27 protein-coding genes and 4 tRNA genes are annotated in these 25,186 nt (G+C 43.6%); 20 read left to right on the top strand and 11 right to left on the bottom strand.

The window, feature by feature from the left end:
• The first annotated feature begins 69 nt into the window (after positions 1 to 69).
• From IPO96_04740 to rpmG, 7 genes are all read left to right on the top strand, one after another.
• On the top strand, positions 70 to 933 hold the full coding sequence (locus IPO96_04740; protein QQS64843.1) for an RluA family pseudouridine synthase: 864 nt from the start codon (positions 70 to 72) through the stop codon (positions 931 to 933).
• A complete protein-coding gene (locus tag IPO96_04745) occupies positions 930 to 1,751 on the top strand; it encodes a hypothetical protein (GenBank protein QQS64844.1) in 822 nt (273 codons plus the stop codon). The genes IPO96_04740 and IPO96_04745 overlap by 4 nt, the downstream gene beginning before the upstream one ends.
• A gap of 24 nt (positions 1,752 to 1,775) precedes the next feature.
• The gene (locus IPO96_04750) at positions 1,776 to 2,432 is read left to right on the top strand and encodes a tetratricopeptide repeat protein (protein ID QQS64845.1); all 657 of its coding nucleotides are present in this window, start codon (positions 1,776 to 1,778) and stop codon (positions 2,430 to 2,432) included.
• A gap of 55 nt (positions 2,433 to 2,487) precedes the next feature.
• Positions 2,488 to 2,573 (top strand) — tRNA-Tyr (locus IPO96_04755).
• Positions 2,574 to 2,576: 3 nt separating this feature from the next.
• Positions 2,577 to 2,653: transfer RNA gene (locus tag IPO96_04760), tRNA-Thr, on the top strand.
• A 493-nt stretch (positions 2,654 to 3,146) separates the two neighbouring features.
• Positions 3,147 to 3,221 (top strand) — tRNA-Thr (locus IPO96_04765).
• A gap of 256 nt (positions 3,222 to 3,477) precedes the next feature.
• Positions 3,478 to 3,684, top strand: a complete 207-nt coding sequence (gene rpmG / locus IPO96_04770) for a 50S ribosomal protein L33 (protein ID QQS64846.1) — start codon at positions 3,478 to 3,480, stop codon at positions 3,682 to 3,684.
• A gap of 96 nt (positions 3,685 to 3,780) precedes the next feature.
• Here the strand turns inward: rpmG and IPO96_04775 are convergent, their stop codons facing one another.
• The 3 genes from IPO96_04775 to IPO96_04785 are packed head-to-tail and all read right to left on the bottom strand — an operon-like array spanning position 3,781 to position 8,170.
• Complete coding sequence (locus IPO96_04775) at positions 3,781 to 5,715, bottom strand: glycoside hydrolase family 15 protein (protein QQS64847.1); 1,935 nt, start codon at positions 5,713 to 5,715, stop codon at positions 3,781 to 3,783.
• On the bottom strand, positions 5,716 to 6,927 hold the full coding sequence (locus IPO96_04780; protein QQS64848.1) for a polysaccharide deacetylase family protein: 1,212 nt from the start codon (positions 6,925 to 6,927) through the stop codon (positions 5,716 to 5,718). It lies immediately after the preceding gene.
• Entirely contained in the window at positions 6,920 to 8,170 is a 1,251-nt protein-coding gene (locus IPO96_04785; GenBank protein QQS64849.1) for a glycosyltransferase family 4 protein, read from the bottom strand. Before IPO96_04785 ends, IPO96_04780 begins: the two co-directional genes overlap by 8 nt.
• Before the next feature lie 122 nt (positions 8,171 to 8,292).
• On the opposite strand from IPO96_04785, the gene typA reads away from it, so the two are divergent.
• Positions 8,293 to 10,107: a translational GTPase TypA gene (typA, locus tag IPO96_04790; GenBank protein ID QQS64850.1), complete on the top strand. Its 1,815-nt coding sequence runs from the start codon at positions 8,293 to 8,295 to the stop codon at positions 10,105 to 10,107.
• A gap of 36 nt (positions 10,108 to 10,143) precedes the next feature.
• Positions 10,144 to 10,332, top strand: a complete 189-nt coding sequence (locus IPO96_04795) for a hypothetical protein (protein ID QQS64851.1) — start codon at positions 10,144 to 10,146, stop codon at positions 10,330 to 10,332.
• 148 nt (positions 10,333 to 10,480) lie between these two features.
• Here the strand turns inward: IPO96_04795 and IPO96_04800 are convergent, their stop codons facing one another.
• On the bottom strand, positions 10,481 to 10,684 hold the full coding sequence (locus IPO96_04800; GenBank protein QQS64852.1) for a hypothetical protein: 204 nt from the start codon (positions 10,682 to 10,684) through the stop codon (positions 10,481 to 10,483).
• Between the two features lie 19 nt (positions 10,685 to 10,703).
• Positions 10,704 to 12,287, bottom strand: a complete 1,584-nt coding sequence (locus IPO96_04805) for a hypothetical protein (GenBank protein QQS64853.1) — start codon at positions 12,285 to 12,287, stop codon at positions 10,704 to 10,706.
• A gap of 44 nt (positions 12,288 to 12,331) precedes the next feature.
• Here IPO96_04805 and IPO96_04810 point away from each other — a divergent pair, with 44 nt between their 5' ends.
• A complete protein-coding gene (locus IPO96_04810) occupies positions 12,332 to 12,628 on the top strand; it encodes a hypothetical protein (protein ID QQS64854.1) in 297 nt (98 codons plus the stop codon).
• Between the two features lie 45 nt (positions 12,629 to 12,673).
• On the opposite strand, the gene IPO96_04815 is transcribed toward IPO96_04810, so the two are convergent.
• The 3 genes from IPO96_04815 to IPO96_04825 all read right to left on the bottom strand — a co-directional run bounded on the left by IPO96_04815 (position 12,674) and on the right by IPO96_04825 (position 13,613).
• On the bottom strand, positions 12,674 to 12,964 hold the full coding sequence (locus tag IPO96_04815) for a hypothetical protein (GenBank protein ID QQS64855.1): 291 nt from the start codon (positions 12,962 to 12,964) through the stop codon (positions 12,674 to 12,676).
• Positions 12,961 to 13,152, bottom strand: coding sequence for a hypothetical protein (locus IPO96_04820; GenBank protein ID QQS64856.1), 192 nt, complete (start codon positions 13,150 to 13,152; stop codon positions 12,961 to 12,963). The genes IPO96_04815 and IPO96_04820 overlap by 4 nt, the downstream gene beginning before the upstream one ends.
• 260 nt (positions 13,153 to 13,412) lie before the next feature.
• Entirely contained in the window at positions 13,413 to 13,613 is a 201-nt protein-coding gene (locus tag IPO96_04825; GenBank protein QQS64857.1) for a hypothetical protein, read from the bottom strand.
• A gap of 406 nt (positions 13,614 to 14,019) precedes the next feature.
• On the opposite strand from IPO96_04825, the gene IPO96_04830 reads away from it, so the two are divergent.
• Positions 14,020 to 14,229 (top strand): DUF378 domain-containing protein, encoded by a 210-nt coding sequence (locus tag IPO96_04830; protein QQS64858.1) that lies wholly within the window; start codon positions 14,020 to 14,022, stop codon positions 14,227 to 14,229.
• A gap of 430 nt (positions 14,230 to 14,659) precedes the next feature.
• On the top strand, positions 14,660 to 15,136 hold the full coding sequence (locus tag IPO96_04835; protein QQS65425.1) for a transglycosylase family protein: 477 nt from the start codon (positions 14,660 to 14,662) through the stop codon (positions 15,134 to 15,136).
• Here IPO96_04835 and cyoE read toward each other — a convergent pair.
• Positions 15,131 to 15,997 (bottom strand): protoheme IX farnesyltransferase, encoded by an 867-nt coding sequence (gene cyoE, locus IPO96_04840; protein ID QQS64859.1) that lies wholly within the window; start codon positions 15,995 to 15,997, stop codon positions 15,131 to 15,133. The two genes, IPO96_04835 and cyoE, sit on opposite strands and share 6 nt — an antisense overlap.
• A gap of 126 nt (positions 15,998 to 16,123) precedes the next feature.
• Between cyoE and IPO96_04845 the strand changes: the two genes are divergently transcribed.
• From IPO96_04845 to IPO96_04860, 4 genes are all read left to right on the top strand, one after another.
• The gene (locus IPO96_04845; protein ID QQS64860.1) at positions 16,124 to 17,044 is read left to right on the top strand and encodes a COX aromatic rich motif-containing protein; all 921 of its coding nucleotides are present in this window, start codon (positions 16,124 to 16,126) and stop codon (positions 17,042 to 17,044) included.
• Positions 17,045 to 17,127: 83 nt separating this feature from the next.
• A complete protein-coding gene (locus IPO96_04850; protein ID QQS65426.1) occupies positions 17,128 to 19,128 on the top strand; it encodes a cbb3-type cytochrome c oxidase subunit I in 2,001 nt (666 codons plus the stop codon).
• Entirely contained in the window at positions 19,095 to 19,712 is a 618-nt protein-coding gene (gene cyoC, locus IPO96_04855) for a cytochrome o ubiquinol oxidase subunit III (protein QQS64861.1), read from the top strand. The genes IPO96_04850 and cyoC overlap by 34 nt, the downstream gene beginning before the upstream one ends.
• 9 nt (positions 19,713 to 19,721) lie before the next feature.
• Positions 19,722 to 20,396 carry a cytochrome o ubiquinol/quinol oxidase subunit IV gene (locus IPO96_04860; protein QQS64862.1) on the top strand — a complete coding sequence of 225 codons (675 nt, stop codon included), beginning with the start codon at positions 19,722 to 19,724 and terminating at the stop codon, positions 20,394 to 20,396.
• Between the two features lies 1 nt (position 20,397).
• Here IPO96_04860 and IPO96_04865 read toward each other — a convergent pair whose 3' ends face one another.
• Positions 20,398 to 21,144, bottom strand: coding sequence for a coenzyme F420-0:L-glutamate ligase (locus IPO96_04865; GenBank protein QQS64863.1), 747 nt, complete (start codon positions 21,142 to 21,144; stop codon positions 20,398 to 20,400).
• A gap of 68 nt (positions 21,145 to 21,212) precedes the next feature.
• Here IPO96_04865 and IPO96_04870 point away from each other — a divergent pair, with 68 nt between their 5' ends.
• On the top strand, positions 21,213 to 22,007 hold the full coding sequence (locus IPO96_04870; GenBank protein ID QQS64864.1) for a hypothetical protein: 795 nt from the start codon (positions 21,213 to 21,215) through the stop codon (positions 22,005 to 22,007).
• A gap of 321 nt (positions 22,008 to 22,328) precedes the next feature.
• On the opposite strand, the gene IPO96_04875 is transcribed toward IPO96_04870, so the two are convergent.
• Positions 22,329 to 22,403 (bottom strand) — tRNA-Trp (locus IPO96_04875).
• A 74-nt stretch (positions 22,404 to 22,477) separates the two neighbouring features.
• Here IPO96_04875 and IPO96_04880 point away from each other — a divergent pair.
• The 3 genes from IPO96_04880 to IPO96_04890 all read left to right on the top strand — a co-directional run bounded on the left by IPO96_04880 (position 22,478) and on the right by IPO96_04890 (position 25,143).
• A complete protein-coding gene (locus tag IPO96_04880; GenBank protein QQS64865.1) occupies positions 22,478 to 23,131 on the top strand; it encodes an ATP-binding protein in 654 nt (217 codons plus the stop codon).
• A 77-nt stretch (positions 23,132 to 23,208) separates the two neighbouring features.
• Entirely contained in the window at positions 23,209 to 23,928 is a 720-nt protein-coding gene (locus IPO96_04885) for a M48 family metallopeptidase (protein ID QQS64866.1), read from the top strand.
• Positions 23,929 to 24,036: 108 nt separating this feature from the next.
• Positions 24,037 to 25,143 (top strand): PAS domain S-box protein, encoded by a 1,107-nt coding sequence (locus tag IPO96_04890; protein QQS64867.1) that lies wholly within the window; start codon positions 24,037 to 24,039, stop codon positions 25,141 to 25,143.
• Positions 25,144 to 25,186: the final 43 nt, after the last annotated feature.

The following is a 25,186-nucleotide window of genomic DNA, read 5'->3' on the forward strand; positions in this document are numbered from 1 at the left end:
TTGGCCCTTAGACAAAATTGCCGAATTTATTGGCCATATCCTTTTGTCGCCATTTAAATCGTTCAAGAAATGAAAAGTTTTACTGTATCAGAAGAGCAGGGTGTCGTAAGAGCCGATAAGTTTTTAGCTGGCCTTTATCCTCAGTACTCCAGAGCTGCAATAGCAAAATTGTTTGAATATGACCTCGTAAAAAAAGACAGTAAAAGTATTAAACCCGGTGAAAAACTAAAGCCAGGCACACTAATCGAGGCCGACATCTCACCCCTAGATCAAGAGCCCGACGTTGTCGAACTACCTATTCTATACGAGGATAACGACGTTCTGGTAGTAGATAAACCAGCCGGTATTATTAGCCATAGCCGAGGTCGTTATTGGCAAGAGCCGTCTGTCGCGTCTTTTATTCGGTCTCATAGCAAAAGTGCCCTTCCGCAGAACGGCACACCAGAGCGTAGCGGCATAGTCCACCGTCTTGATAGAGCAACTAGCGGCGTCATGATTACAGCCAAGAACGAGCGCGCCATGAAATTTTTGCAGAATCAATTTCAAAAACGTAATGTAAAAAAAACATACATAGCGCTTATCGAGTCAGCGCCAGAAAAAGCCGAAGCAATCATCGATGCAGCGATTTCCAGAAATCCAAATGATCCAAAGCGTTTTATGGTCAGCGCGCAGGGTAAGTCTGCTTTGACGCACTACAAAACTTTGACTCCAACACCGAGCGGTGTACTCTTGCAGCTAGAGCCACGGACTGGCCGGACCCACCAACTTAGACTCCATCTAAAATACATAAATCGTCCGATAATTGGGGACGAATTCTATGACGGTAAACCCGCAGATCGGCTTTTTTTGCATGCAGCCAGTCTAAAGCTTAAGCTACCTAACGGTGAGGACAAAACCTTTACGAGTAAGATACCGAAGGCTTTTTACTTATGACGTTAGGGCCATTAATTAACCCAAAAAACGACAAGACGTTAGATCTTTTTGTTGCAAATCCTCCACACGGACTTATTATTTCTGGACCCATGGCAAGCGGCAAAACTGCTATGGCCAATATTTTAGTTCGTCGTATAAATCCACTCTTGAAGCCTGTTTTTGTGAAACCCGAAGAAAACAAGATGATCGGTATAGACCAGGTAAGGGAACTAAACTCTCTAATGAGTCGCAAGAGTAGTGGTGATCTTGTTACGAGTGTCGCAATTATCGCACCTGCTGATCTCATGACCGAAGAAGCCCAAAACGCACTCTTAAAAACACTAGAGGAGCCCGCCGCGGGCAGTATGATTATTTTGCTCGCACGACAAGTCAATACTCTACTGCCAACCGTTATGTCGCGCTGCAAAATATTAAAAATCCTACCAGTGAGCGAAGTTGCTGCCTCAGCTCACTATGAAGGTTATGATCCGAGCGAGATCAAACGCGCATACATCCTAAGCCGTGGCTACCCAGAGGCACTAACTAGCATACTAAAAAATGAGAACGAGAATCTAACGAATGGTTTAAATGAAGCAAAGAATTTTTTGAGTGCGAGTAAGTTTGACCGCTTATGCTTCGCAGAAGACAACAAAGACCGCGCTGGGGAATTGGTCGCGAATTTGATTATTGTAACGCAAGCAGCAATCGAACAGTCACCTCCAGCCAACCGCCTACATAAACTGATCGGAATTCACAAACAAGCACGCTTGGCCGAGAGGCAGCTAGCAGCAAAAGTTAACAAAAAAACCGTTTTAAGTGCTTTGGCTTTGTCACTCTAGCTAATTCCAAGTTATAATAAATATATGTCTGCAATTTTAATCGTTTTTGGTTTGGCCGTTTTTGCTCTACTAAGTGGAAAGCTAAAAGACGAGGAAGCTTCACCCGTACCCCTCAAATTAAGCGATCGGCTAGGCGGTTTATGGGATATTGCCCATAACGGTATGCGTGAAAACCGTTTTTTAAGAGCTGAAAAAGCACTGCTAACAATACTGAAAATTGATCAAAAAAATGCAGCTGCCTACAACCGTCTCGGTATCCTTTATGCCAAACAGAAAGAGTTCAAAGATGCTATTGATTGTTTCGAAATTGCCAGTAGCATCGAGCCATCAGCGTCTTCACTACATAATCTCGGTCTAATATATTACGAAACGGAGCATTACGAAAAAGCAGCACTGGCATTCGAACAAGCCCTTAAGCTAGAGGGCGACCTAGCTGCAAGACATATTGCCTACGCAAAAGTTCAAGAAAAGTTAGGTAACGGCAGGGTGGTGCTAAGCGAACTAGAGAAAGCAGCTGAACTAGAACCAAACCAAGAATCTTTTAAACTTCTGCACAAAGCCTATTTGGACCGCGATATGCACGAGCAGGCAAGCGTAATTGAGCGTAGGCTGCAAAAGATGATTACAACCACCACAGGCAAACGCCGTCGCATACTTCGCCCCAAGCGCGTCGTTGTCTAAAGTACTTTAAAAATATTTACCTCTCTGTTAAAATGCTTTAGTGTCTTAAAGAAATGCAGAGGTAGTGAAGCGGTCAAACACGGCAGACTGTAAATCTGTTGGCTTTCGCCTTCGGGGGTTCGAATCCCTCCCTCTGCACCACATGCCACCTTAGCTCAGTTGGTTAGAGCGTCAGTTTTGTAAACTGAATGTCGTCGGTTCGAATCCGACAGGTGGCTCCAGACACATGGAGGATGAGAAACGAAGGTTCGATATTCCCCCGTCCGCTGCAAAGCGGACAAAACGGGCGGAATATATGCTAAAGTGCACCGCACTGAAGCTATAATCCGACAGGTGGCTCCAGACACATGGAGGATAAGAACCGAAGGTTCGATATTCCCCCGTCCGCTGCAAAGCGGACAAAACGGGCGGAATATATGCTAAAGTGCACCGCACTGAAGCTATAATCCGACAGGTGGCTCCAGACACATGGAGGATGAGAACCGAAGGTTCGATATTCCCCCGTCCGCTGCAAAGCGGACAAAACGGGCGGAATATATGCTAAAGTGCACCACACTGAAGCTATAATCCGACAGGTGGCTCCAGACACATGGCGGATGAGAATTGAAGGTTCGATATTCAGTAGTAATCCCCAGCGTAGCGGGCTGTTCGATTGAATATATGCTGAAGCTAAAAGCGAAGCAATAATCCGACAGGTGGCTCCATTATTTTAGTGCCGCGTTAGCTCAGTGGTAGAGCACTTCCATGGTAAGGAAGGGGTCTCGAGTTCAAGTCTCGAACGTGGCTCCATGCCGTACAACTAATCAAACAAACATGCAAAGTCGGCAATCAAATGGCCGACTTTTAGTTTGGTCTAGTTGAAGTACTCCTTTCAAAATTAAATATGAATTTATTTCTTATTTCTAGCAGAAAATTGGCTAGGTCTTGCATTGTTACACTTTTACGCCAAATAAACGAGATTGATTACGGACTAGGTCTAATTGAATATCCACCAAATTTGGTTAACATGTTGTAATGATAATCTATATCTGTTAAAATAAGATCTATGGCGAAAAAAGGCGATAAAAGAAAACTAGTTGGCCTGGTTAGCAGTGAGACAAACCATCGTACTTACTATACTGTTAAAAATACGATGAATACTCCAGACAAACTTAAGCTCAAAAAATACGACCCGATTGCAAGAAAACACGTGGTCTATGAAGAGACTAAGAAAAACCTAGGCCGCAACGAAGTCAAACCTCGTAAAGGCTAAACTATAAGTTAATAGTTTATGGTTAATAGTTGATAGCAGTTAGTAGCTGCTGCTTTTTTGTTCTTTAAACTATGAACGATCAACTTTAAACTCTCATTAGCCATAGTAGTCTAGGAGGGTATTTACGAGTTCGGCGTGGCTCCAAACTAATGGCTCGACACCGACTCTTGCTCCGCCACTTGCACCTATCTGCTCTGGTAGCGTTTCGGTGCTGCTTCGATGCTCTAGTGCCCAATCAATTAGTTGTCGAGCATCTTCTAATCTACCTGTTCTTATATAGTACTGAGCTAGCCATAAAGATGTCACAAACCATGGGTTACCCTCATATTGCGGTTGTGTAGCAAAGTAGTTGTCATGTTCATAACGTGGTACGCCGCCTTCTGGGCATGAATCTTTTAATTTCGACTCGACAGCGTGAGCAGTCTGAGCAGTTAAAGCTTTATCGAGACCAAATTCAAACATCATTGGACCGTACATACTGGAAACGTCGATCGTATTATCGAAGGTTATGTCTCCACTAGCATCGAGCAAGATTCCTTTTCGATAAGACTTAGAATCCTCATTGAATAGTATCTTAGAATTTTGCTGCATCTTACGTGCTGCGTTTTCCCATTCATCACTATTTTGATCTTCTCCGAATCTTTTGGCTAAACTTACTGCAACCAGTAGTGCCCTATAGGTTAACGCAACTGTGTAAGTGTGAGTCAAAAACTTTTCTTCCCACAAATCGTAACTGGCGTGCGGCAATCCAGTGTCTAGGTCAATAAATCGAGCCATAAAGTTCGCCGCCGGCACCACAAACTTTTGAAACATTTCATTAGTAAACTCTTCGTCTTTGGAATAGTCTAAATACTCCCCGAGCATAAATACGACAATAGCAGTTTCATCTTCCTGTATTGCCAGCTCGTGTCTTTGACCGCGCATAAGCGGATGCCACGTACTTCCTATAGAGCGATCGCTAAGGTACTTGTGCATCAGATAACCGTCTTCGGTTTGTATATCAGAGCAGAAATTGAAAAACTTTCTAGCCTCTTTGTATAATCCAAGTCTAATCAGTGGCCAAATTACAAAGCAGCCATCACGTGGCCATACGTAACTGTAGTAATCTCGGTTATAGTTGTAGATTGAGGAGTCACACGAAGCGACAATACCGCCTCGTTGATCACAGTGAGCTTTAATAATCATGAGGGAGCGCACGACTGCAGACCTCTCATCGTCACTAAGAGGCAGCTTATCAATACGAAGCATGGCAGGAGCCAACCAATTCTTCCACCAATCCTTTGTATGTTCAAGCCTTGCTTGAGCGCCTTCGCGCTTCATAAATTCATGTTCGCGCTCTAAATGGAACTGAGAACTGTGCGCTAAAACCCAGTACTCGATCTCAGCCTCTGCGGCAGCTTCTAGCTGTTGTGACACTCTTAAAACTGAATCGACTCCGCCATGTTCAACGGCATTATTTGTTAATTCGCCGTCCTCGGCATCTTTGAAAGAACCTTCTTTACCTTCAATGCCGTATGAGCCACAGGTATATTGATCAAAATCTTTACCTTCATTATTCCGCGCATAGGCTAACAGGCAAAGTCGACCCTTGTAATCAAGTAGGTATGGGCCGTCCGGGACAAACATTGCCGTATCGCTACGACCATGATTGCTAATTTCAAAAACCTGATGGAAAAATACCTTTACATCGCGCTTTTCGTTTCTAAGATTCTGGATATTCAAAAGGCGACAAAACACGTTTTTTTCAGTGTCTACGAAATCTGAAAAATGCAGTCTTAACCCAAATTTGTCGCTTCTCATAACTATCGATGTGGTCAGACTTGTTGAATCAATACCGAGCTCGGTATGCCAATTCTCGTCATCTAGCCAACTGAACTGATTATCCACATGAACGCCTATGCGGTGGTGGATCTTGCGTGAAGTAGTCAGATTTTCTTGCCCGACATACGGAAAATAAAAATCGTGAACAAAACCTTTTTCATTCAAACCAACAACTAACTGACCGTTACTTAAAACTACAGGCCGACCCATTTAGTACAGTCCTTTTTCGGCAAGCCGGAACTTGATGTCATGGTAAGCATTCATAAAGTTCATATAGGCTTCATACGGCGTGTCATAAGGGCTAAAATATGCGTGGACATCGCCGTCACTCCACCATTTGGTACACATATAATAAAAATGATCACTGGTCTGAAGCTTACGCCAATCTTCGATCAGCCCAAGATCGCTAGTAGATATAACCTGTTTTTCCAGATTATACAGCGACAAAATTGCGCCTTGCTGCATAGAATTACCTAGCCAGGCTGTTAGGTCTCGCTCGGTATCTGCCCAAGTAACAGTTTGCGGCACATCTACATAGTCGCTCGATTGATATGCTTCCGCCGCTTCAGATACAGTCATGAATGTATGGCTTTTGTTGGATAGCCATGCAGTAGGCAAGTGGCTTAAGAAGTCAAAAATACCACTATCCGACCACTGATGCTCGCCGAAGGTTTCGTAATCCATAAATAAGTTCAAAAGTGGCTGATCCCAGAATTTTGAAGTCCAATCCATGAACTTATCAGTATTGAATGGATGTTCAGCCCAGTTTTTATCGCTAAAACGAAAAGCAATATCGTCGCTTAAACGGTAATTTTTCATCAGAAGTCTGATGTTTTTTGTATAAGCAGGTCTGTACATAAAATTAGGGCTACGATGTCCAAGTACCGGATCCCAACCTTCAGCGACAATAGCTTTGTAGCCTTTTTGATCTGCCCAGTGAGCCAGATCGTTGTTATAAGCAAGCTCCGTGTTTCTAAAAGCAGTCGGAGTAATGCCAAAATGCTGTTGAATCTTTTCCTTGTGCATCTGTACTTGAGCTTCGAACTCACCTCTTGAGTAGAAAAACGCCAGCGAGTGGTGGTATGTCTCGGCTAGTATTTCAGCTCTGCCTGTTGCAACTAGTCTTTTAAAGCTCTCAAGCACATCTGGCGCATAAACTTCAAACTGTTCCAAAGCAGTGCCGCTAATAGAGAGGGAAAGACGAAATTCAGGGTGCTTGTCAATTAACTGCATTAGCGTTTGATTTGTTGGCAAATACGACTTTTCTGCGACCTTACGAACGATGTCGTAATTGTTTTGTCTTGAACCACCCGGCGAATCAAAATAGTCATGCTTAATGCCTGCGTCAAATATAGTGTAATGGCGCAGTCTAAATGGCTGATGGACATGGAGATATAGCACCAAAGCTCGCTTATCAGACATAGCTAGCCTCTCTTTGCTGAGTAAGCACCCTATTGTAACTGTCCAAAATATGAGATGCTGTGCCTTTCCACGACCGTTTATCGTATTCGTTTTGTGCATTTTGGAGTAGTGTTTGTCTTAGGTCGTTATTTTCAAGAACCGCACAAATTTGATTAGCCATCTCGTCCGTATCCCAGTAGTCAACCTTCAAAGTGTTGGTGAGATACTCGACAATCCCAGATTGCTTGGAAACTAGTGTTGGCGCTCCGTATGCTATCGATTCATAAGGCACTAAACCCATTGGCTCAGACACCGATGGCATCACGAACAAGTCAGCAGCTCTGAAACTATCACGCCATTGCTTACCAACACCTTCGACTCTTCCTGTAAAAATCACGTTCCCGGCCAGGCCTAACGATGCAGCGTACTCCAATAGTTCTGGTATCTGCTCGCCCCCACCAACAAACAAAAACAAAGTTTTTGGACGAGTAGCTACTACTTTTTGTGCAGCAGTAATAAGATGAAAAATGCCTTTTTGAACCGTCATTCTTCCAGCGTTAAGCACCACGCCATAACCCAATTCTCTCATTTTTACTAGATAGGGGTAGGTCTCATGTTCTTCAATGCGTAGATGAGCTGGAATTTCCATGTAGTTTTCAGCAATCGAAATCTTGTCTGGCGAAACGTGATAATTTTCGACGATAATATTTTTTTGTCGTTCACAAAGTACGAAGATATGATCTGCCATGTGAAAACCGACGTACTCAATATCGTGGACGAGCGGGTTACCGTGTTTTCCGCCAGCCCTGTCAAACTCTGTCGCATGAACATGCACAAAAAGTGGCATACCGCTTTTTTGTTTTAATGCTAGGCCAGCTCTAAATGTTAGCCAATCGTGAGCGTGAATAACGTCGTACTCGCCAAGATTAGTCATGCTTGAAACATTTTGTGCAAATAACTCAACCTGTTCATGCAATGTCCTCACATTTTTTGTGCCATTTATTGTAGTTACCTCGTAACGGAACGAGTCATACGTACTACCGCCGTCCATCAGTAGTTTTGCGTGTTGGTGAATCGCTGGAGTGACTTTCATGTGAGATATGTGAGAGTAATCGGCCTCAAAAGGCAGAATGAACTCAATCTCTGCACCGCTGTTAGCCATGTGACGAGTCAACTGATCGCAAACAATACCCATACCACCGACATAGTGCGGTGGTAGTTCCCAGCCAAGCATTAAGATACGCATTTTTTCTTTATCCCACACATTCGTTTGATTTAATTATAATAACTTAACTCTTTAAACACAACCGTTTTAGCGCTTGATTTAATCTGTTATACGAGCTATAATAAATCTGAAGGGACGCGTTAGTAAAACGCGTTTATTTTATGCAAGATAATATCCGTAACATAGCTATAATCGCACACGTTGATCACGGCAAAACAACGCTTGTTGATGGTCTATTAAAACAATCCCACACCTTTCGTGATAACCAAGCTGAGATGAGCCAAGACCTAATTATGGACAGTGGCGACCAAGAACGGGAGCGTGGCATTACCATAACAGCCAAAATCACGGCCGTTGACTGGGAGGGGCTTCGCATAAACATCATCGACACACCTGGTCACGCTGATTTTAGTGGCGAAGTTGAGCGCACCTTGCGCATGGCCGACGGCGTAATCTTGGTTGTTGATGCCCAAGAAGGGCCAATGCCTCAAACCAAATTCGTCCTTAGTAAGGCCCTACAATTAGAGCTCAAACCGATTGTTGTGATCAACAAAATCGACAAACAGGCTTCACGCCTAAAAGAAGTCGAAGACGAGTTAGCTGACCTGTTTTTGGAATTGGCGGTTCATGAAGATCAGCTACATTATCCCATATATTATGCGATTGGTCGGGAAGGCAAGGCGTGGAACAACATTCCAACTGACCCAACCGCAAACGCTGATTTGGTGCCGATTTTTGAAGCTATTCGAGATCAAATTTCTCCTCCAAAAGTAGAGACCTCTGGCAATCTACAGTTACTAGTCTCTTCTCTACGTTACGACAGTTTTCAGGGTAAATACGCAGTCGGACGAGTTGAACGCGGACATTTAAAGCGCGGCCAAGCAGTCAGCCTTTGCCAAAAAGATAAAACTATCAAAACAAAAGTTGATAAAATCTACCGTACTATAGGCTTATCATACTTTGAGGTTGAAGAAGCAGTCGCTGGCGACATTGTCAGCGTAACGGGTCTAAGCACCGCCCAGATAGGTGATACTGTTACTGATATTGATAGCCCTGAGTCACTGCCTCCTATAGAAATTGAGGCTCCAACTCTTCAGATATACCTGGGGCCCAACACCAGCCCATTTAAGTCTAAAGAAGGTGAGTTCACAACTAGTCGACAAATCGGCGACCGTTTGCGCCAAGAACTCGAAACAAACGTTGGCCTAAGAGTCGTAGAACAGGGAATTGGCTTCTTGGTTTCTGGTCGAGGCGAGCTACACCTAAGCGTTTTGATCGAAACGATGCGCCGCGAAGGCTACGAGCTAGAGGTTGGGCGACCGCAAGTTGTAACGCATATCGAAAACGGCGTTGAAGTCGAGCCAATTGAAGAGCTTAACGTCGAAGTCCCGGCTGAACACGTAGGTGCAGTCCAGATGGAGCTTGGACGCAGGCGAGCAGAGCAGATCGATCAATTCAGTTCAAACAAAGGCGTAACAAAATTAGTCTACAAACTTCCAACTCGCTCGCTGTTAGGAGCGAGAAACATTTTACTCACCGCAACTCGCGGTACGATTATTATGAACACACTATTAGACGGCTTCGCACCACTTTCAGCTGCCCTAGAACAACTAAGAAACGGCGCTCTTGTCGCCTGGGAATCGGGTACCTCGACACCTTATGCACTAGAGCCAGTTGAAGAGAGGGGCGTACTCTTTGTCGGCCCAAATGAGCCGATTTATGCCGGACAAATTGTTGGCCTTTACAACCGCTCGGGCGACCTCGAGGTTAACGTTTGTAAAGAAAAGCACCTCACCAACATGCGTAGTAAAGCTTCCGATGGCGTTACTCAGCTTACGCCTGCGATCAAAATGAGCCTTGAACAATGCCTGGACTTTATTGAGAATGATGAACTACTTGAAGTGACACCGAAATCCTTGCGTCTTAGAAAACGAGAACTAGACCATAACCTCCGAAAAAGAAATAATAAAAATTAGTTTGTAAATTTCTCATATCTGTGTTACTATAGCACTATGGAACATTTTTTTGACCCAAAAACTAACACTTTTGATCTTGGCAATGACACAAATTACGTCAAGGGCTACAAAGTCAAAGGTACTACGATGGAGGCTGTTAGGCCATTAGATAGGCCGTTTTCTGAAGCCGAGTTTGCTGCAGCTGCTTTTGGTTCTGGCCAGCTACTTGAAGTTGTTTTCTCCTAATTGTCTCTTACCTGGCCGAGGCTATCCGGCCATGGGCATAGCTATAACTGGGGCATAGCAATGCCGGTCTTGGCAGAAACTTCTTTCGCCCAAACTACCAACCTTGCATACTGCGCATCGCGGGCAGCATTTTCTGTATCATTATCATCTAGCCGCTTAACAAAGCCATCAATCGTGTTGGTAAGTTGCTCATCCGTGCTTCCAGTCTGTCAACTCTCAGCTCAAGATTGTTAAATCTTTCATCAATGCGTGACATCATACTATCCATGACCTCTGCAAGTTCACCAACAATTAGCTTATTGTTTTTTTCTAGAGCTTCTTCGAGATCTTTTTTGTTTACGTAATCACTCATAGTTTTATTATACACCGCTTTACATATCCCTCACCTGGCCGAAGGCAATGCGGTCTAGTATCTCGCCGCGCATATCCATCATCGTGGCCGGCGTGACGACGTATTCGCCGTAGCGATTGTTGATAATGTCTATCGCATCACTCATTCGCCGCTTGGCGCTCATAGCCCTAAAATCAGACTGCACAATAGCTTGTTTATCGTTTAGCAAAGACTGTTTAGCGTCATTCTCGGCGTCAAACAGCCCAAGTTGCTCTGGGTCCCAGTCGTGTAGGTCGAAGACTGTAACCGACATTAGTTTGACTTTGTCATAAATCGCAGCCCTCTCTAGCAAGTAGCAGGCCGCACGGTAAATATCCTCGGTGCTATATAGCCTATGGTCGACTTTCATGCCTTGTTTCCAACTGCGCAACTTATGCATATTCTCAAAAGATGACGGCAGCTCTCTTGAAAACCTGTCATCTGAAAATTTATTGGAAATTGAAAATTGGAACTTGCTAAATTCCTGGCTTACAAAGCCAAAATACAAATGTATGCCCTGCCCATAAAGCCCGCTCTTACGCAGCCTACGGCCGGTTTTCTCGCACAGCTTCAGCAGCAACCTTTTGAGCTCAGTAACGTCTGTCGTTTTGTGGGGCAGAGCATACTGATGCCCAATGCTCGAACGCTTGCTTTCAGCGCTATCAATTTCGTAGCCACGCAGCCGCAAATACCAGTAGTAGCCAACTATGCTTTTAAAAACCTGCTTTTGCAGTAGCCAACGATCGGCCTCCAAAAACTGTAGCGGCGTAGTGACACCACAAGCGAATAACCTTCGTCGAAACCGCGTATTGATACCCGGAAGATCAACCAGATCCATTCCTTGGTAGAACTCCAAAAGATTAGTATGGTCAATTAGTGTCATGCCATTTGGTTTATTGAAGCCGGCGGCGTACTTAGCCAAAAACCTGTTCGGCCCAATGCCGACATTAACTGTTACGGCCTCGCCCAGCCGCTCATAGATCTTTTGCTTTATCTCATAGCCTATTATTCGCATGGCCTGGCTATAAAGTCTATGTTCGTCTTTTATCGGTGACATTTTAGACGATATAAGCAAAGAGTAGTCAGTCTGATAATTGGACTTTAAGGATTGATTAGAAATTGAAAATTGAGAACTGAAAATTACAGTCCCAATCATAACAATAAGCTTCTTTTTTTTCTTCAGTACCTGGGAACCCTGCAGGTTCAGCACGAATTCATCTATCGACTTCGGGTGCACGTCATCGGTGTACTCCAGTAAAAGTTCTTTGAACTTGTTGTGAGCATCGCGGTACTTAGCTGGATCAGGTGTCATAATCACGATGCCAGGTGCCAGCACTCGAGCTTCAGCCACATTTACGCCTAGTTTCACGCCTTTGGCCTTCGCCGCATAGTTAGCAGCCAAAACAAAACCTCTGGGAGTATCATAGGCCGCTACACCGACTGGCCGCCCGCGTAACAGGCGATTGGCCTGCGCCTCAATTGTTGCAAAGCAACTATTGAGATCAATGTGCATAATCAAAGGCAAAGCCTTTGATGGTAGATGGTAGGTAGTAAGTGGTAGATGGGGGCTTGACTTTTCTTTCATAATTTGCTAAAATATAGTTTAGATAAAATTATTAAGGAGTTACTGTGGACTACGAAGGTTTTAAAAAAATCAATTCTATAGACGGTATTACATGCGAAACGCTACCAAAAACAGGAGAGCACGTACGGTTCGTTACTGTAGCTGGTTACGACGATCGCCTCCAAAGGAGTACATTTGATCACTCTAACATTCTAAATGCCTTAGATGCTGAAGGGCTAATGAAGGCTAAAGGGCCTAGGGACGCAGGGTACAGAAGAGGACCAGATTTTGAGTTAGTAGGAGTTACTACCGTTAGGGGATGTGCCGCAGTACTTCTAGAAGACTTGAATAACGGACGATAAAACGCTAGGACTTTCTTGCCAGCAGCCACAGTTTAAAATTTTCACCTAGCTTACAGTCTGGCAAACCACCGTGGCTTCGCTGGCGGGCATGTATTCTTCTATTACCCAGTGGAGAGTTTCGGTATCGAGCGCTAATTTAAAGTACATAGTTTCTTTTTGATCACACAAGCTAAAGTGGTGTATCAGTTTGTTACCGTTTTTTGTTTTGTGATGATAGTCAACCTTGCCGAGTATGTAGTCTTGGTTTTGCCATGTTAGCCGGTAGGGCTGAAAGCGCTGAAGTTTGGCGTTGTACAGTGTCACTACGCTAACGGGCTCATCTAAACTTTCTCTCATAAGCCCTTGCACCTCCTGCCAAATACAGGCAGAGCCTGCGCTCTGGCTAGGTTTTTACCTTTTTGCTGTGTTGCCGGCCGTAGTACTCGCTCAACGTATGGACAATACGCCTCACTGCGGGCTTCGCCGGCGCCTTGCAAAATCGGCAAATGCAAGGCTTCTGACAAAAGTTTCCAACTTTCTCTCATATGATGTTAGCTCCTAATGCTTCTAGGGTCTTTTTATTGACAATATCTGAATGCTTATGTTATATTGGTGGCATAAGACCTTCGGCGGTGGTTTATACACCACACTTGCGGAAGGCCTTTTTATTTTTTAGGAAAGATTGACATTAAGTCTTTTTGTTTTTTTGTTTTCCTTAACTTGTACATAGAATAAGCCTCCTGTGGCGTGATGCTGGCAAAACGATGCAATACTTGTGTGGTCTTAGCGGGATCGATTATATACCCTACAATATCCTCAGATGAATACGGCGAGAAGCGCTAGCTATATCTAGTCGAGACAAGATACTGCCCACCGCCTCTGGCTCTTTATTGACCGCCTGATCGATTGACCCCGCGCCAGGCGCTTCAGCCATATTGTTCAAGCTCTGTTCGACACCAGGATCATCGGTATCTTTAATAAGTTTCCCAAAATAATAAATACGCATTTTTAAACTCCATTCAGATAATTTAGTAATTAGTCATAGGGAAGATTACAGAAATTCGACAGACATCTGTTTGCCTGCTCAATTTTTGCGTGGTTTAACGCTCATACCACCAACGGAGAGAGCTCTAAATCCTAAAAAGCTATAAAACCAGAAAACGTTCCTTTAGAATTTATGATTTAGATTTTACTACTTTCGGCTTCAGCCGAGACGAGTAGGCGATTTTATTCGGCTACGATGCGTATTGATAGAGTTTGTTAGGAGGAATCTCGCCGAGAGCGGCCGCTGAAGCCCTAACACAACTTGCCCTAATTGTAGCACAAATGCCCAAAGCGCTATTGCTTTTTGGCGGGCAAAGAGTATATTCAAATTAGCACCAGATAAACGGTGTCTAAGGGAGGAAACTATAATGGAAAACCTAAGCGCACACAAAGTAGCGATGGCCCTGATGGTGATCGGCGGACTCAACTGGCTGTTGGTTGGGCTTTCTGAAAAAGACCTACTAGTCGGTTACCTGAAACTAGACTTCGACCTTGCCAGGGTAGTCTACGTGCTTGTGGGCCTAGCAACACTCTACGTTCTTTGGGCTAAAATGGGCGGAAAAAAGTCAGCTGAATAAGTTAGTATAGTAAATTCCACAACGTAGAAGGTAGTGCCTCCGTTATTCGCGGAGGCATTTACATTTTATAGCACAACAATTTTGACAAATTGAAGGCGCTTAAGCTACTCTACTAATTCGTCTCTTCAAAAATGAGGTGGAGAGCGAAAATCAGTTTATGCGAATGGGCGTTTAAAGGTGCGCTTACAATGATCGCTTACTGGTTAAAATAGTAAATAAAGGTGGTGCAAAAACATAAAGACTAAAAAGGTCTTTTAAAGCACCCCAAAAAAGGAGGGTTATGCGTAAATCCGCATACACAATCGGTCTAGCTACTTTTGGCGTCATCGCCATTTTAGCCAGTCCTAAGGCAGTACATGCCGAAGAAGTAAAAACAGAAACCAATCAACCAAAAATCGTCGAGGTTCAGCCTGGCGACTACCTTAGCAAAATAGCACAAGAAAACGAGACGACTTATGTGCGAATTTATAACGCTAACGAAGAAATTAAAAACCCAGATATTATTTATCCGGGTCAAAAACTGCGCATTCCTAAGGCAGATGAGCAGCTTACAGACAGAGCTTTGCCTGTAGTTGCGCCAGTTGTGGTTACTAAGCCAAAAGCTAGCACACATCGTCAAACTACGACTCAGCCGCAAGCAGCCGCGCCAGTTGCTCCAAGCGGTAGCGTTTGGGACCGTTTAGCACAGTGCGAATCAGGTGGACGCTGGAACATCAACACTGGTAATGGTTTCTACGGTGGAGTCCAGTTTGACTACGGGACTTGGCTTTCTAATGGCGGTGGCGCCTACGCACCACGCGCTGATCTAGCCACACGAGAACAACAGATCGATATTGCGACTCGTCTTCAATCCCGCAGAGGCTGGGGCCCTTGGCCAGCCTGCGCACGTAAGCTTGGCTTACTATAGTAACGGCGTTACTAGCATTAAAAGACTCCAAACTAGTAAAACCTTAACTGAAGCTTTCATGAATTTTCGCGCCCAGACTACCTTATCTAGGGCGCGAAAACCTTTGTAACCAACGTACATCCACCAGGCGCCCATAGCCGTCATGATTCCGATGAACACCCAAGCCCCTCTGGGCTGCGTCCGAAAAACCATTGCCACAGCCACTACGAATAATGCAAGATAGAATAAGCTGGATTTGACAGTACGGTTAACGCCATGAACGGACGGCAGAACAGGTATAGAGGCATTCTTATAATCATCAAGGCGGCGAACGGCGATGGCATAAAAATGAGGCATCTGCCACAATACCATTGCAGTAAATAGCCAGATCGCAGTGACATCAATACGCCCAGCAAAACTTAAGTATCCAGCTAGCGGCGGAACGGCACCAGGGATACTGCCAACAAGCGTGCCATAAGATCCATGGCGCTTAGCCAGCCCATATGGTATTAGATACCCCAAAAAGCCAACTATCCCAGCTAAAAAAGCAACTTTATTAGTATGAAAATACAGCAACATAAAACCGCAAATTGCCAATAAAACTGCTAGAGATAAAGCCCTACTAACAACGACGGAACCCAAGACAAAGGCTCTACTCTTGGTTCGCTCCATTTTTTTATCAATGTTTCTATCAATATAGTTATTTATTATCCCGGCGCTAGCAATAATTAGAGCAGTAGAAATCATAAACGCCCAAAAAGCCGCCCACCTAAAAGCAGTAGTACCACCTAAAGAATAGGCTAGCATGAAACCGCCTACTGCAGCCAGAAGGTTACCAAGCACTATACCGGGCTTTGTTAAGAGTAAGTAAACCTTTATCACTTAGGTAAGTTTAGCACGATAACTAGACCACGCCCTCATGTGCAACTACAAAGAATTTCATTGATTTTACAGAATTGATTATGCTTAACTAGAAGCAAAAGGCAGAGTAGATTGGGTGAGTTTTAGATGAAACAAATCAAGAGACATAAAAAACAGAAGATGTCGATATTTTTGGTATTTTTAGGCTTTTTAGGGCTAATACTACTGATGGCCTACTTCCTGGCTGGTCAAGATGTGGCGCTATTACAGCCTAAAGGTTTTATATCCCACGAACAATTCAAATTGTCGATGACGGTCTTAGCAATTGTTTTAGCAATTGGGATTCCCTCTGTGGGATTGCTATATTTAATTGTCTGGCGATACCGTGATACCAACACCAAGGCCACTCGCGAAACAGAATCAGAACGCAGTGCGCTATTCCTGTTTGTGCTTTGGATGATACCAATTAGCGTCGGGGTACTTATTTCACTGATAGTTTGGGAGTCTACCCACCGCCTAGCACCACAAAAACCAATTAGTGAGATCGAAAAACCTCTGGTGGTTAAGGTTGTTGCGATGCGTTGGAAATGGTTATTCCTTTACCCAGAGCAGCAAATCGCTTCGCTGAACTACGTTCAAATTCCCGAAAACACACCCGTTAGGTTTGAGGTAACGGCCGACGATGCGCCTATGACCTCTTTTTGGATACCGCATTTGAGCGGGCAAATATACTCAATGACAGGACATGTTAATAGAATCAACGTAATGGGTACCGAAGTAGGTGACTATACTGGTAGCACCCCTGAGATTAATGGTGAAGGATTCGCTGGAATGAGATTTAAAACCCGTGTTAGCTCGGCGCAAGACTTTGAGGCATGGGTAATTAGTACAAAAGCTAATAACAACACCCTTTCTTTAAGTAAATATGATGAACTACTACTGCCAACCGAAAAAACGGACAGTGTTTTTTACGCAAGCTATGATCAAAATCTCTATGATAAAATGCTTATGAAATACATGTCGATGCACGGCGACGACAGCGAAACTAATCACGAAGGGCACCATTGAGAGAATTTTTAATCGGTAAGCTAGACGGCAATTCATTGCCTCACGAGTGGTTCACAATTGGTGGAACGGCTGCCTTCGTTTTAATGATGCTATTGATTGCTGGCTATCTCACTTACAAAAAACGCTGGAAATGGCTATGGAAAGAATGGTTAACATCTGTTGATCCCAAAAAAATTGGCATAATGTATTTCATAGTCGGCGGATTTATGCTTTTGCGCGGAATCCTTGACGCACTAATGATTTGGCTGCAGCAATCTCTAGCAGCTGGTGCCTCTCATGGCTACCTATCTTCTGAACACTTTCAGGAAATATTTACGGCTCATGGCAATATCATGGTCTTTTTTGTGGCCATGGCTTTTATTTTTGGGCTGATAAACTACATAGTACCCCTCCAGATTGGCGCGCGAGATCTGGCTTCTCCATTCATGAATACATTAGGCTTTTGGCTGTTTGTCGGCGGCGTGGTGATGGTGAATATGTTTTTCCTTTTTGGCGGACAATACGCTGCAACCGGCTGGCTGGCTGTAGCACCACTTTCCGGAAAGGAGTTTAGCCCTGGGGTCGGGGTCGATTATTGGATATGGAGTTTACAGATTTCAGGTATTGGTACGACTCTCGGCGCGATTAACTTCATAATGACAATATTAAAAATGCGTGTAAAAGGAATGACGCTGTGGAAGATGCCGGCTTTCACCTGGGGATCTCTATGCAGCATGTTAATGGCAGCAACTATTTTTCCAATTCTTACCATGACGCTTTTTTTAGTCTTTTTTGATCGCTACTTAGGCACTCACTTTTTTACGACAACTGCCGGTGGTAACGCCATGCTATATTCAAACCTGATTTGGATGTGGGGACATCCGGAAGTCTATGTATTAATTTTGCCAGCATATGCTATTTTCTCTGAGATAGTTGCAGTATTTAGTCGCAAACCGGTGGCTAATTATAAATCAAACGTTTTTGGTCTTATTGGCGTCGCGTCGCTATCACTCGTAGTTTGGTTACATCACTTCTTCACTATGGGTTCGAGTGCCGATGTTAATGCCTTCTTCGGTATAATGACGGTTTTCGTCGCCATACCAACAACTGTTCTGGTTTTTAACTGGATAGCTACAATGTACAAGGGACGGATTAGGCTAGACACACCCATGCTCTGGTTTCTGGGTTTTGCCGGCGTCTTTGCTATCGGCGGCATAACTGGAGTCTTATTGGCTGTTCCTTCAATTGATTTCCAGCTACACAATAGCCTATTTTTGGTGGCTCATTTTCACTCGACGGTTATCGGCGGAGTAGTGTTCGGGGTATTCGCCGGTATATCATATTGGTTCCCAAAATTTACAGGATTCAGACTAAATGAGCGTTTAGGAAGATATGCCTTTTGGCTATGGATTGTTGGTTACTTTATGTCCTTTGTACCGATGTTTATTTTAGGTCTGATGGGCGCTTCAAGAAGATTAGACCATTATGATGCTTCGACCGGCTGGCAACCATTTTTCATTGTTTCGTTGATCGGTGGCATAGTTATCACTGCTGGGGTTACCATGCAAGTAGTGCAAATTATAGCTAGTTTTATAGAGAAGAAGCGTTTGATGGATACTACAGGAGACCCTTGGGACGCCCGCACGCTAGAGTGGTCAGTAGCATCACCAGCTCCAGCCTACAACTTCGCCGCGCTTCCTGACGTAAGTGAACGCGACGGTTTCTGGGCAATGAAACAAACTGGGCTACAAAAGCCGACATACGAAGATATTCATATGCCCAAAAATACCGCAAGCGGCATATACCTATCTATCTACGCATTCTTAACTGGTTTTGGTTTTGTGTGGGATATTAAGTGGCTGATTATCGTCGGTATTGTTGGAATGATATACACGTTTATCACTCGGACCTTTGATGAAGACTCGGAATACAAGATTGCAGCAAGCGATGTAGAAAAATCGGAGCAAGAACATTTTGTCAAGATGCAAGAAGTAGAGAAAAGCCGAGATCAGAGCAAGATCGGCCCTGAGTATGATATGGGCTTAAGTGACTTCATTAAGATCGTTTGGAAATGGTTGCTTGGCTTAGCGAGGCACAAAAAATGAATCATGTAGAGTCGCACGAAGAAGCTTCAACCGACCGAGTGATGTTTGGCTTTTGGATCTATCTTATGACCGACCTCCTTATGTTCGCTGCGCTGTTTGCTGTTTTTGCTGTACTGCGTAACAATACGGCGGGCGAGCCCTCAGGGAAAGATATTTTTAGCCTACCGTTCGTTTTAATTGAGACGTTGATACTTCTTACCAGCAGTTTTACCTGTGGCCTTGGCATGATTGCTGCACGAAACAAGGATAAAGCTAAAGTAATGCTTTGGTTCGGTGTAACCATGCTACTTGGTTTAATATTCTTAACACTTGAAATTAAAGAATTTAGTACCATTCTTCACGAAGGGCATAGTTGGCGCGACAGTGCCTTTTTGTCTTCATTTTTTGTGCTTGTTGGCACTCATGGACTGCATATTACATCTGGCATACTGTGGTTGGCAGTTACTTTACGCTACATTGCACGCCAGGGCCTGAATCATCATAAGATTCGAAAGCTGGCACTCATTAGTTTATTTTGGCACTTTTTGGACATCGTTTGGATTTTTATCTTCACGGTAGTTTATTTAATGTCATTCATAAATTGAGGCTGAGGTATGAGAAGTCACGAACACAAATCTTCGCACGGTAGCATAAAATCATATGTAGTTGGCTATCTTCTTTCGCTAGCATTTACATTGGTTCCTTACTATATGGTTAGGTCCGGCGGTATGACCGGCCAAAAATTATTGATTACTGTTTTGGCTTTTGCCTTCATACAAATGTTTATCCAGATATTTTTCTTTCTTCACCTTGGTCGCGGGCCAAAGCCTTTTTATAATGTTATATTTTTCACTGCTACATTCGGTATGATTTTGGTCGTGGTCTTTGGTTCGATATTCATCATGGACAATCTTTATCGCAACATGAGTCCTGCTGAGGTGACCACAAAAATTGGCGAAAAAGAAGGTATCGCCGAAATTGCTGGCAAGAAAACAGGTGGATGCCAAGGTTTAGGCGTTAACCACAAAGCTGTAATAAAAGACGAGCTAGTCACTCCAGATCATATTCATGCGGTTTTATGCGACACGCTGACGATTACCAATCTTGACAGCATCAACCGCGAAATAACTTTCGGCGAGCACGAAAACCACGAAGCCTATGGTGGTGTATACGAGATATCACTAGCGGCTGGTAGGTCTAAAACCATAACCCTCAACACTGCGGGGCAGTATAAGTTTCACGATCACGTAGACCCAACTGTTGGTGCGTTCTTTACTGTAGAGAAGTAACCTAGTCCGGCTTTCGCAGCCATTTTACCCTACTCAGAAATGGCTCAAACAAATCTTCTTCTAGCGGTATGGCGATATTTTTTAGTTCTTCGTCGGTCGGTTCTCGGTCAGCAAACTCTACATTATCTAACTCCGAAATGACAGCTAGTGGTGTCGATTCGCTGCCTTCGCCCATCACAAACACGCCTATGCCGGCTAGCCCGCCAACAATGTCAGCCTGCGAGACCTTAAAATCACGCCCAAAAAGATCTGGTGTGCCAACATAGTTATGGAGTGGATTAAAGCCGCTAAAACCTAACGCTATACCGCTTACGCCTCGTCTCATAGTTCTACAAGTACTATCCGTAATAACAACCCCGCAGTATTTAATTCCAAAGCGATGTTTGATATAAGCTCTCACCTCTGCAGCCGTACGTTGCGAGTCTTTTGGCCAAAGTATGTAGAAACCACCAGCGTTAGACTCGTCTATACCGGCATTAGGTATTAAGGTGTTATTTTTAATTGTAAAGTTTATACCATACTTACTATGGGCCTCTAGCTGAGTAAAATCGGCATGCTCGGCCACAAAGGCCTGTTTATCTACTATAGTATTTTTTGCCACCACCGACCCTTCACAAATCGCAACTATTTTTGATGTAATAGCCAGCACATTACCCTCTTTAAACTCAGTCAAATATTTATCTAGGAGTTCGGTTAAAGAGATTGATCCAGTACTTACTCGCTCGGTTTTTATTGCTACCGCTTTCATTGATTTAATTATACCTTGAATTTTAGATTTTTTAAGCGTAATCTACGCATATAAAGAGGGAGCAATAAGTGAAAAATGTCTTTAAACTCAGTTTCGCCAGTTTAGCTACGATTCTAATATCAAGTAGTGCTGTTTACGCTTCGGCATATCCGAAATTCGAAAACTATATTAATACGAGGCTGTCTTTTTGGCAAAAAATGTCCGAAATCCCAGAAGGCGACACTGCAAAATTTGATGATTTTTTGGGCAAAGATTACCCAGCTTTTTCAGGCACTATGGACGCTGCTATAGACGAACTTAGAGCTAGCTCGGTCATTTCAAACAAATTGATTGCTAACGCAATAGAAAAAGTTAAGATCAAGTTTAATTCGTTTAAGCTCGCATACGAAACAGGTAATGTCCAGAGTCTTGGGGTGGCCTCAGATGAGCTACAAGCGGCAGTAGAGAATGAAGATAGAATCTTTGAGCAGGAATACAATAAGGCAAAATCGACTGATAGCAGGCTAATGTACATTTACGGTGGTTTAGCAGGATTTTTCTGTCTGCTTTCGGCTTACCTTTTCGCCTGGTCACGTAAACCAACACGCACAAGGACAGAAAATCCTATGCACCAAGACGCAGCTAACAAGCTGGCTCAGCAATCAAAAAATGAACTTTTTAAGTCGTCTCTGATTGCCTCCGGTGCAGCAGTCGTTACTTTAGTGTGGTACTTGAGCGTCAGAAACAATGGCGGTAGCTATATGATTTTCTGGGGACCAATGCTGTTTGGTGGCTTAGCTTTATTCTCAGGAATAATAAATTACAACAAATCTCGTCGTAATGGTACTTTAGAAAAAGCCGCTAGAAGTTCTATTCAAGGATAAATGGCAGGGGCAGTAGGAGTCGAACCCGAATAGTGCCAGTGGCACTATGAGTTCACGGGTAGATTGCTTATATGTTTAAAAGTCGTGTTTCGAATTGGTACATACTTATCTGATTGTATGGCGCTATGGTTCGACTCTGTGATAAATCGTTCGATTGTTCGTGGCAGGGGCAGTAGGAGTCGAACCCGAATAGTGCCAGTGGCACTATGAGTTCACGGGTAGATTGCTTATATGTTTAAAAGTCGTGTTTCGAATTGGTACATACTTATCTGATTGTATGGCGCTATGGTTCGACTCTGTGATAAATCGTTCGATTGTTCGTGGCAGGGGCAGTAGGAGTCGAACCTACCTCTAAGGTTTTGGAGACCTTTATACTAGCCGATGTACTATGCCCCTATGGCAATAGCAGTATTATAGATTATATCGGCTACTAGCGGAAGTCTAGTAAAATCTGTTACTATAGAAATCAAATGCAGAAGTTAACGACCACCAAACCTCTGTTTATCTTGCTTTATGGCTCGCCAGGATCCGGCAAGACAAATTTTGCACGTCAGTTATGTGAAGTTTTGCCTTGCGCACACCTACAGAGCGATCGGATTCGCGCTGAACTTTTTGAAAAGCCTAGCTTTAGTACTGATGAAAATGAGGTTGTAGATAATCTAAATGAATTCATGGCTGAGCAATTTTTACAGGCTGGCGTATCTGTAATCTTAGATGAAAATGCCGACAGAGCAGCAAAACGCATGTCGTTGCGAAACATGGCCAGAAGTAAAAAGGCTGAACCTGTACTGGTTTGGCTGCAGACAGATTTTGAAAGTGCCTATGCTCGTTTGCAACGCCGAGATCGACGTAAAGCCGACGACAAATATGCAGCCGCCTATAGCACTGAAATGTTTAAACAAGCTATCAGCCGTATGCAAAATCCAAAAAACGAAGATTATGTAGTTATTTCTGGCAAACACACTTTTAATACTCAACGCAACACGATCGTCAGGCATTTGATTGAGAAGGGCTTGGTCGAACGGACTCAAGAGACCCCGATAACTAAGCCTGGACTAGTAAACCTAGTTCCTCAGTCTCAAGGCCGCGTTAACATGGCTCGTCGTAACGTATTAATCCGCTAATTTTCTAACCAGTAGCTTTTATTGGAAGCTATTTTGCAGAGGCGTCATAACGTAAATTAGTTGTTAAAATATAGAAAATGCAGAAATTAATTGAGGTTGAGGGAATTGGCGAAGTAATACTAGCTAAGCGCAAGGGCACTAGAAATATTCGTATTAGTATCAGTGGCGACAAAGTCCGTCTTGGTATGCCTTTTGGCGTTAGCGAAGCAGCTGCGCTTCAGTTTTTAAATAGCCGCCGCCATTGGATTCTAAAACACAAAAAAGATGAGGCAAGGGTATTAAAAAGTGGCGACCAAATTGGCAAAAGCCACAAATTATTCTTTGAGCCATTTGAAGTTACCAAACCAACAGCAAGACTACACGGGCAAACTATAGTCGTAAAGTTCCCAAGAAACCTAAAATCTTATATGAATGAAGTCCAAGAAGCTGCCACCCGCGGATCAAAAAAAGCCTTACAAAAAGAAGCCGAAAAATACCTTCTACCACGACTAAAAGCATGGTCCGACAAAACCGAGCTAGACTACAAAATCGGCGATGTGAAATTCATGAAAAGTCGCTGGGGACACTGTAGTAACAGGGGAGAAATCACACTAAACTCATACCTAGTCCAATACGACTGGAAACTAATAGATTACGTGATTGTGCATGAACTAGCACACACCGCGCACCACGATCATTCTGATAAATTTTGGTCTCTTGTCGCCAAACACTGTCCACCACACAAAACTTTGCGAAAAGAACTAAAAAACAAACAAACTGCAGTCGTTGCAAATGCAACAGAAAGCCCTAAACTCTAAAACATGAGCTCTAAAACTTTAAAATTTTTTAGCTTTCATTTTTAGTATTTCTTTGGACTTAGTTCTTAGAATTTAGAATTTTTTCCCGCTTGTGTTTAAATATATGTAATGGCATTCACAACAAACACCGAAGACGCTACGCTAGACCAGCAGCGCCTAAAAAGCCTCGTCAACAGCATGGCAGATGGCGTTATTGCCACTGATCAAAAAGGCACTATCGTGCTCTATAACGGCGCGGCGATGAACATTCTTGATCGCAACACAGAGATCAAGGGCAGAAAAATCGGAAACGTCATCAAAACCATCAACGGCAAACACGAAGAAGTAGATTTCCAAAAAATGGTACTGGGAACAGAAACTCAAACCGCCAGCCGTGACCTCCGAATTGTTTATGAAGATGAAAGCCAAGTAAACTTATACACCAGCATCGCACCGGTACACTTAGGCTATGGCCAGCAAGGGGATCGAGGTTTTGTAATTCTACTCCGTGACATAACTCATGAGAAATCTCTTGAAGAAGAACGTAACGAGTTTATTAGCGTTGTTAGTCACGAGCTACGCACGCCTATCGCCGTAACAGAGGGTATGATTGGTAACGCCGAATTTTTACTCGATAAATCATCAGATATAAATCAAATTAAGTCGATGCTCAAAAGCGCCCATGAACAAGTTTTATTCTTGGCTCAGATGATTAATGACCTTTCGACTCTATCTCGCGCCGAACGAGGCAAACTTCAGGCCGATAGGGAAATAATAAACATTACAGATCTGTTAAAAGATCTTCAGAAAAACTACGAGCAAAGCGCATTTGCCAAGGGGTTAAAACTATTCACAGAAACAGCACCAGATTTAGAAGTTTTATACTCGAGTAAACTATACGTCCGCGAAGTACTACAAAACTTTATTACAAATGCCATTAAGTACACCGAGACGGGTCACGTCAGTGTTTCTGCCAGACCTTACCAAGACGGTGTAGAGTTCCGGGTAAGCGATAGTGGCATTGGCATTGGCAAAGCCGACCGCGAAAAAGTTTTTGAAAAGTTTTTTCGAGCCGACAATAGTAAAACCCGCGAACAAAGCGGCACTGGGCTGGGACTCTACGTCACTATGAAGTTGGCTAAGATACTAGGAGCAGATATATCTTTGGAGAGCCAGCTAGGCGAGGGGAGTACGTTTACGATACACGTACCGAACTTGCCAGAAAGTGGCGAGTAGTTAGTAGTTAGTAGTAAGCGTAAAATTCTAAATTCTAAGCACT

The organism is Candidatus Saccharibacteria bacterium (assembly GCA_016700315.1).
In the GTDB taxonomy this organism is placed as follows: domain Bacteria; phylum Patescibacteriota; class Saccharimonadia; order Saccharimonadales; family SZUA-47.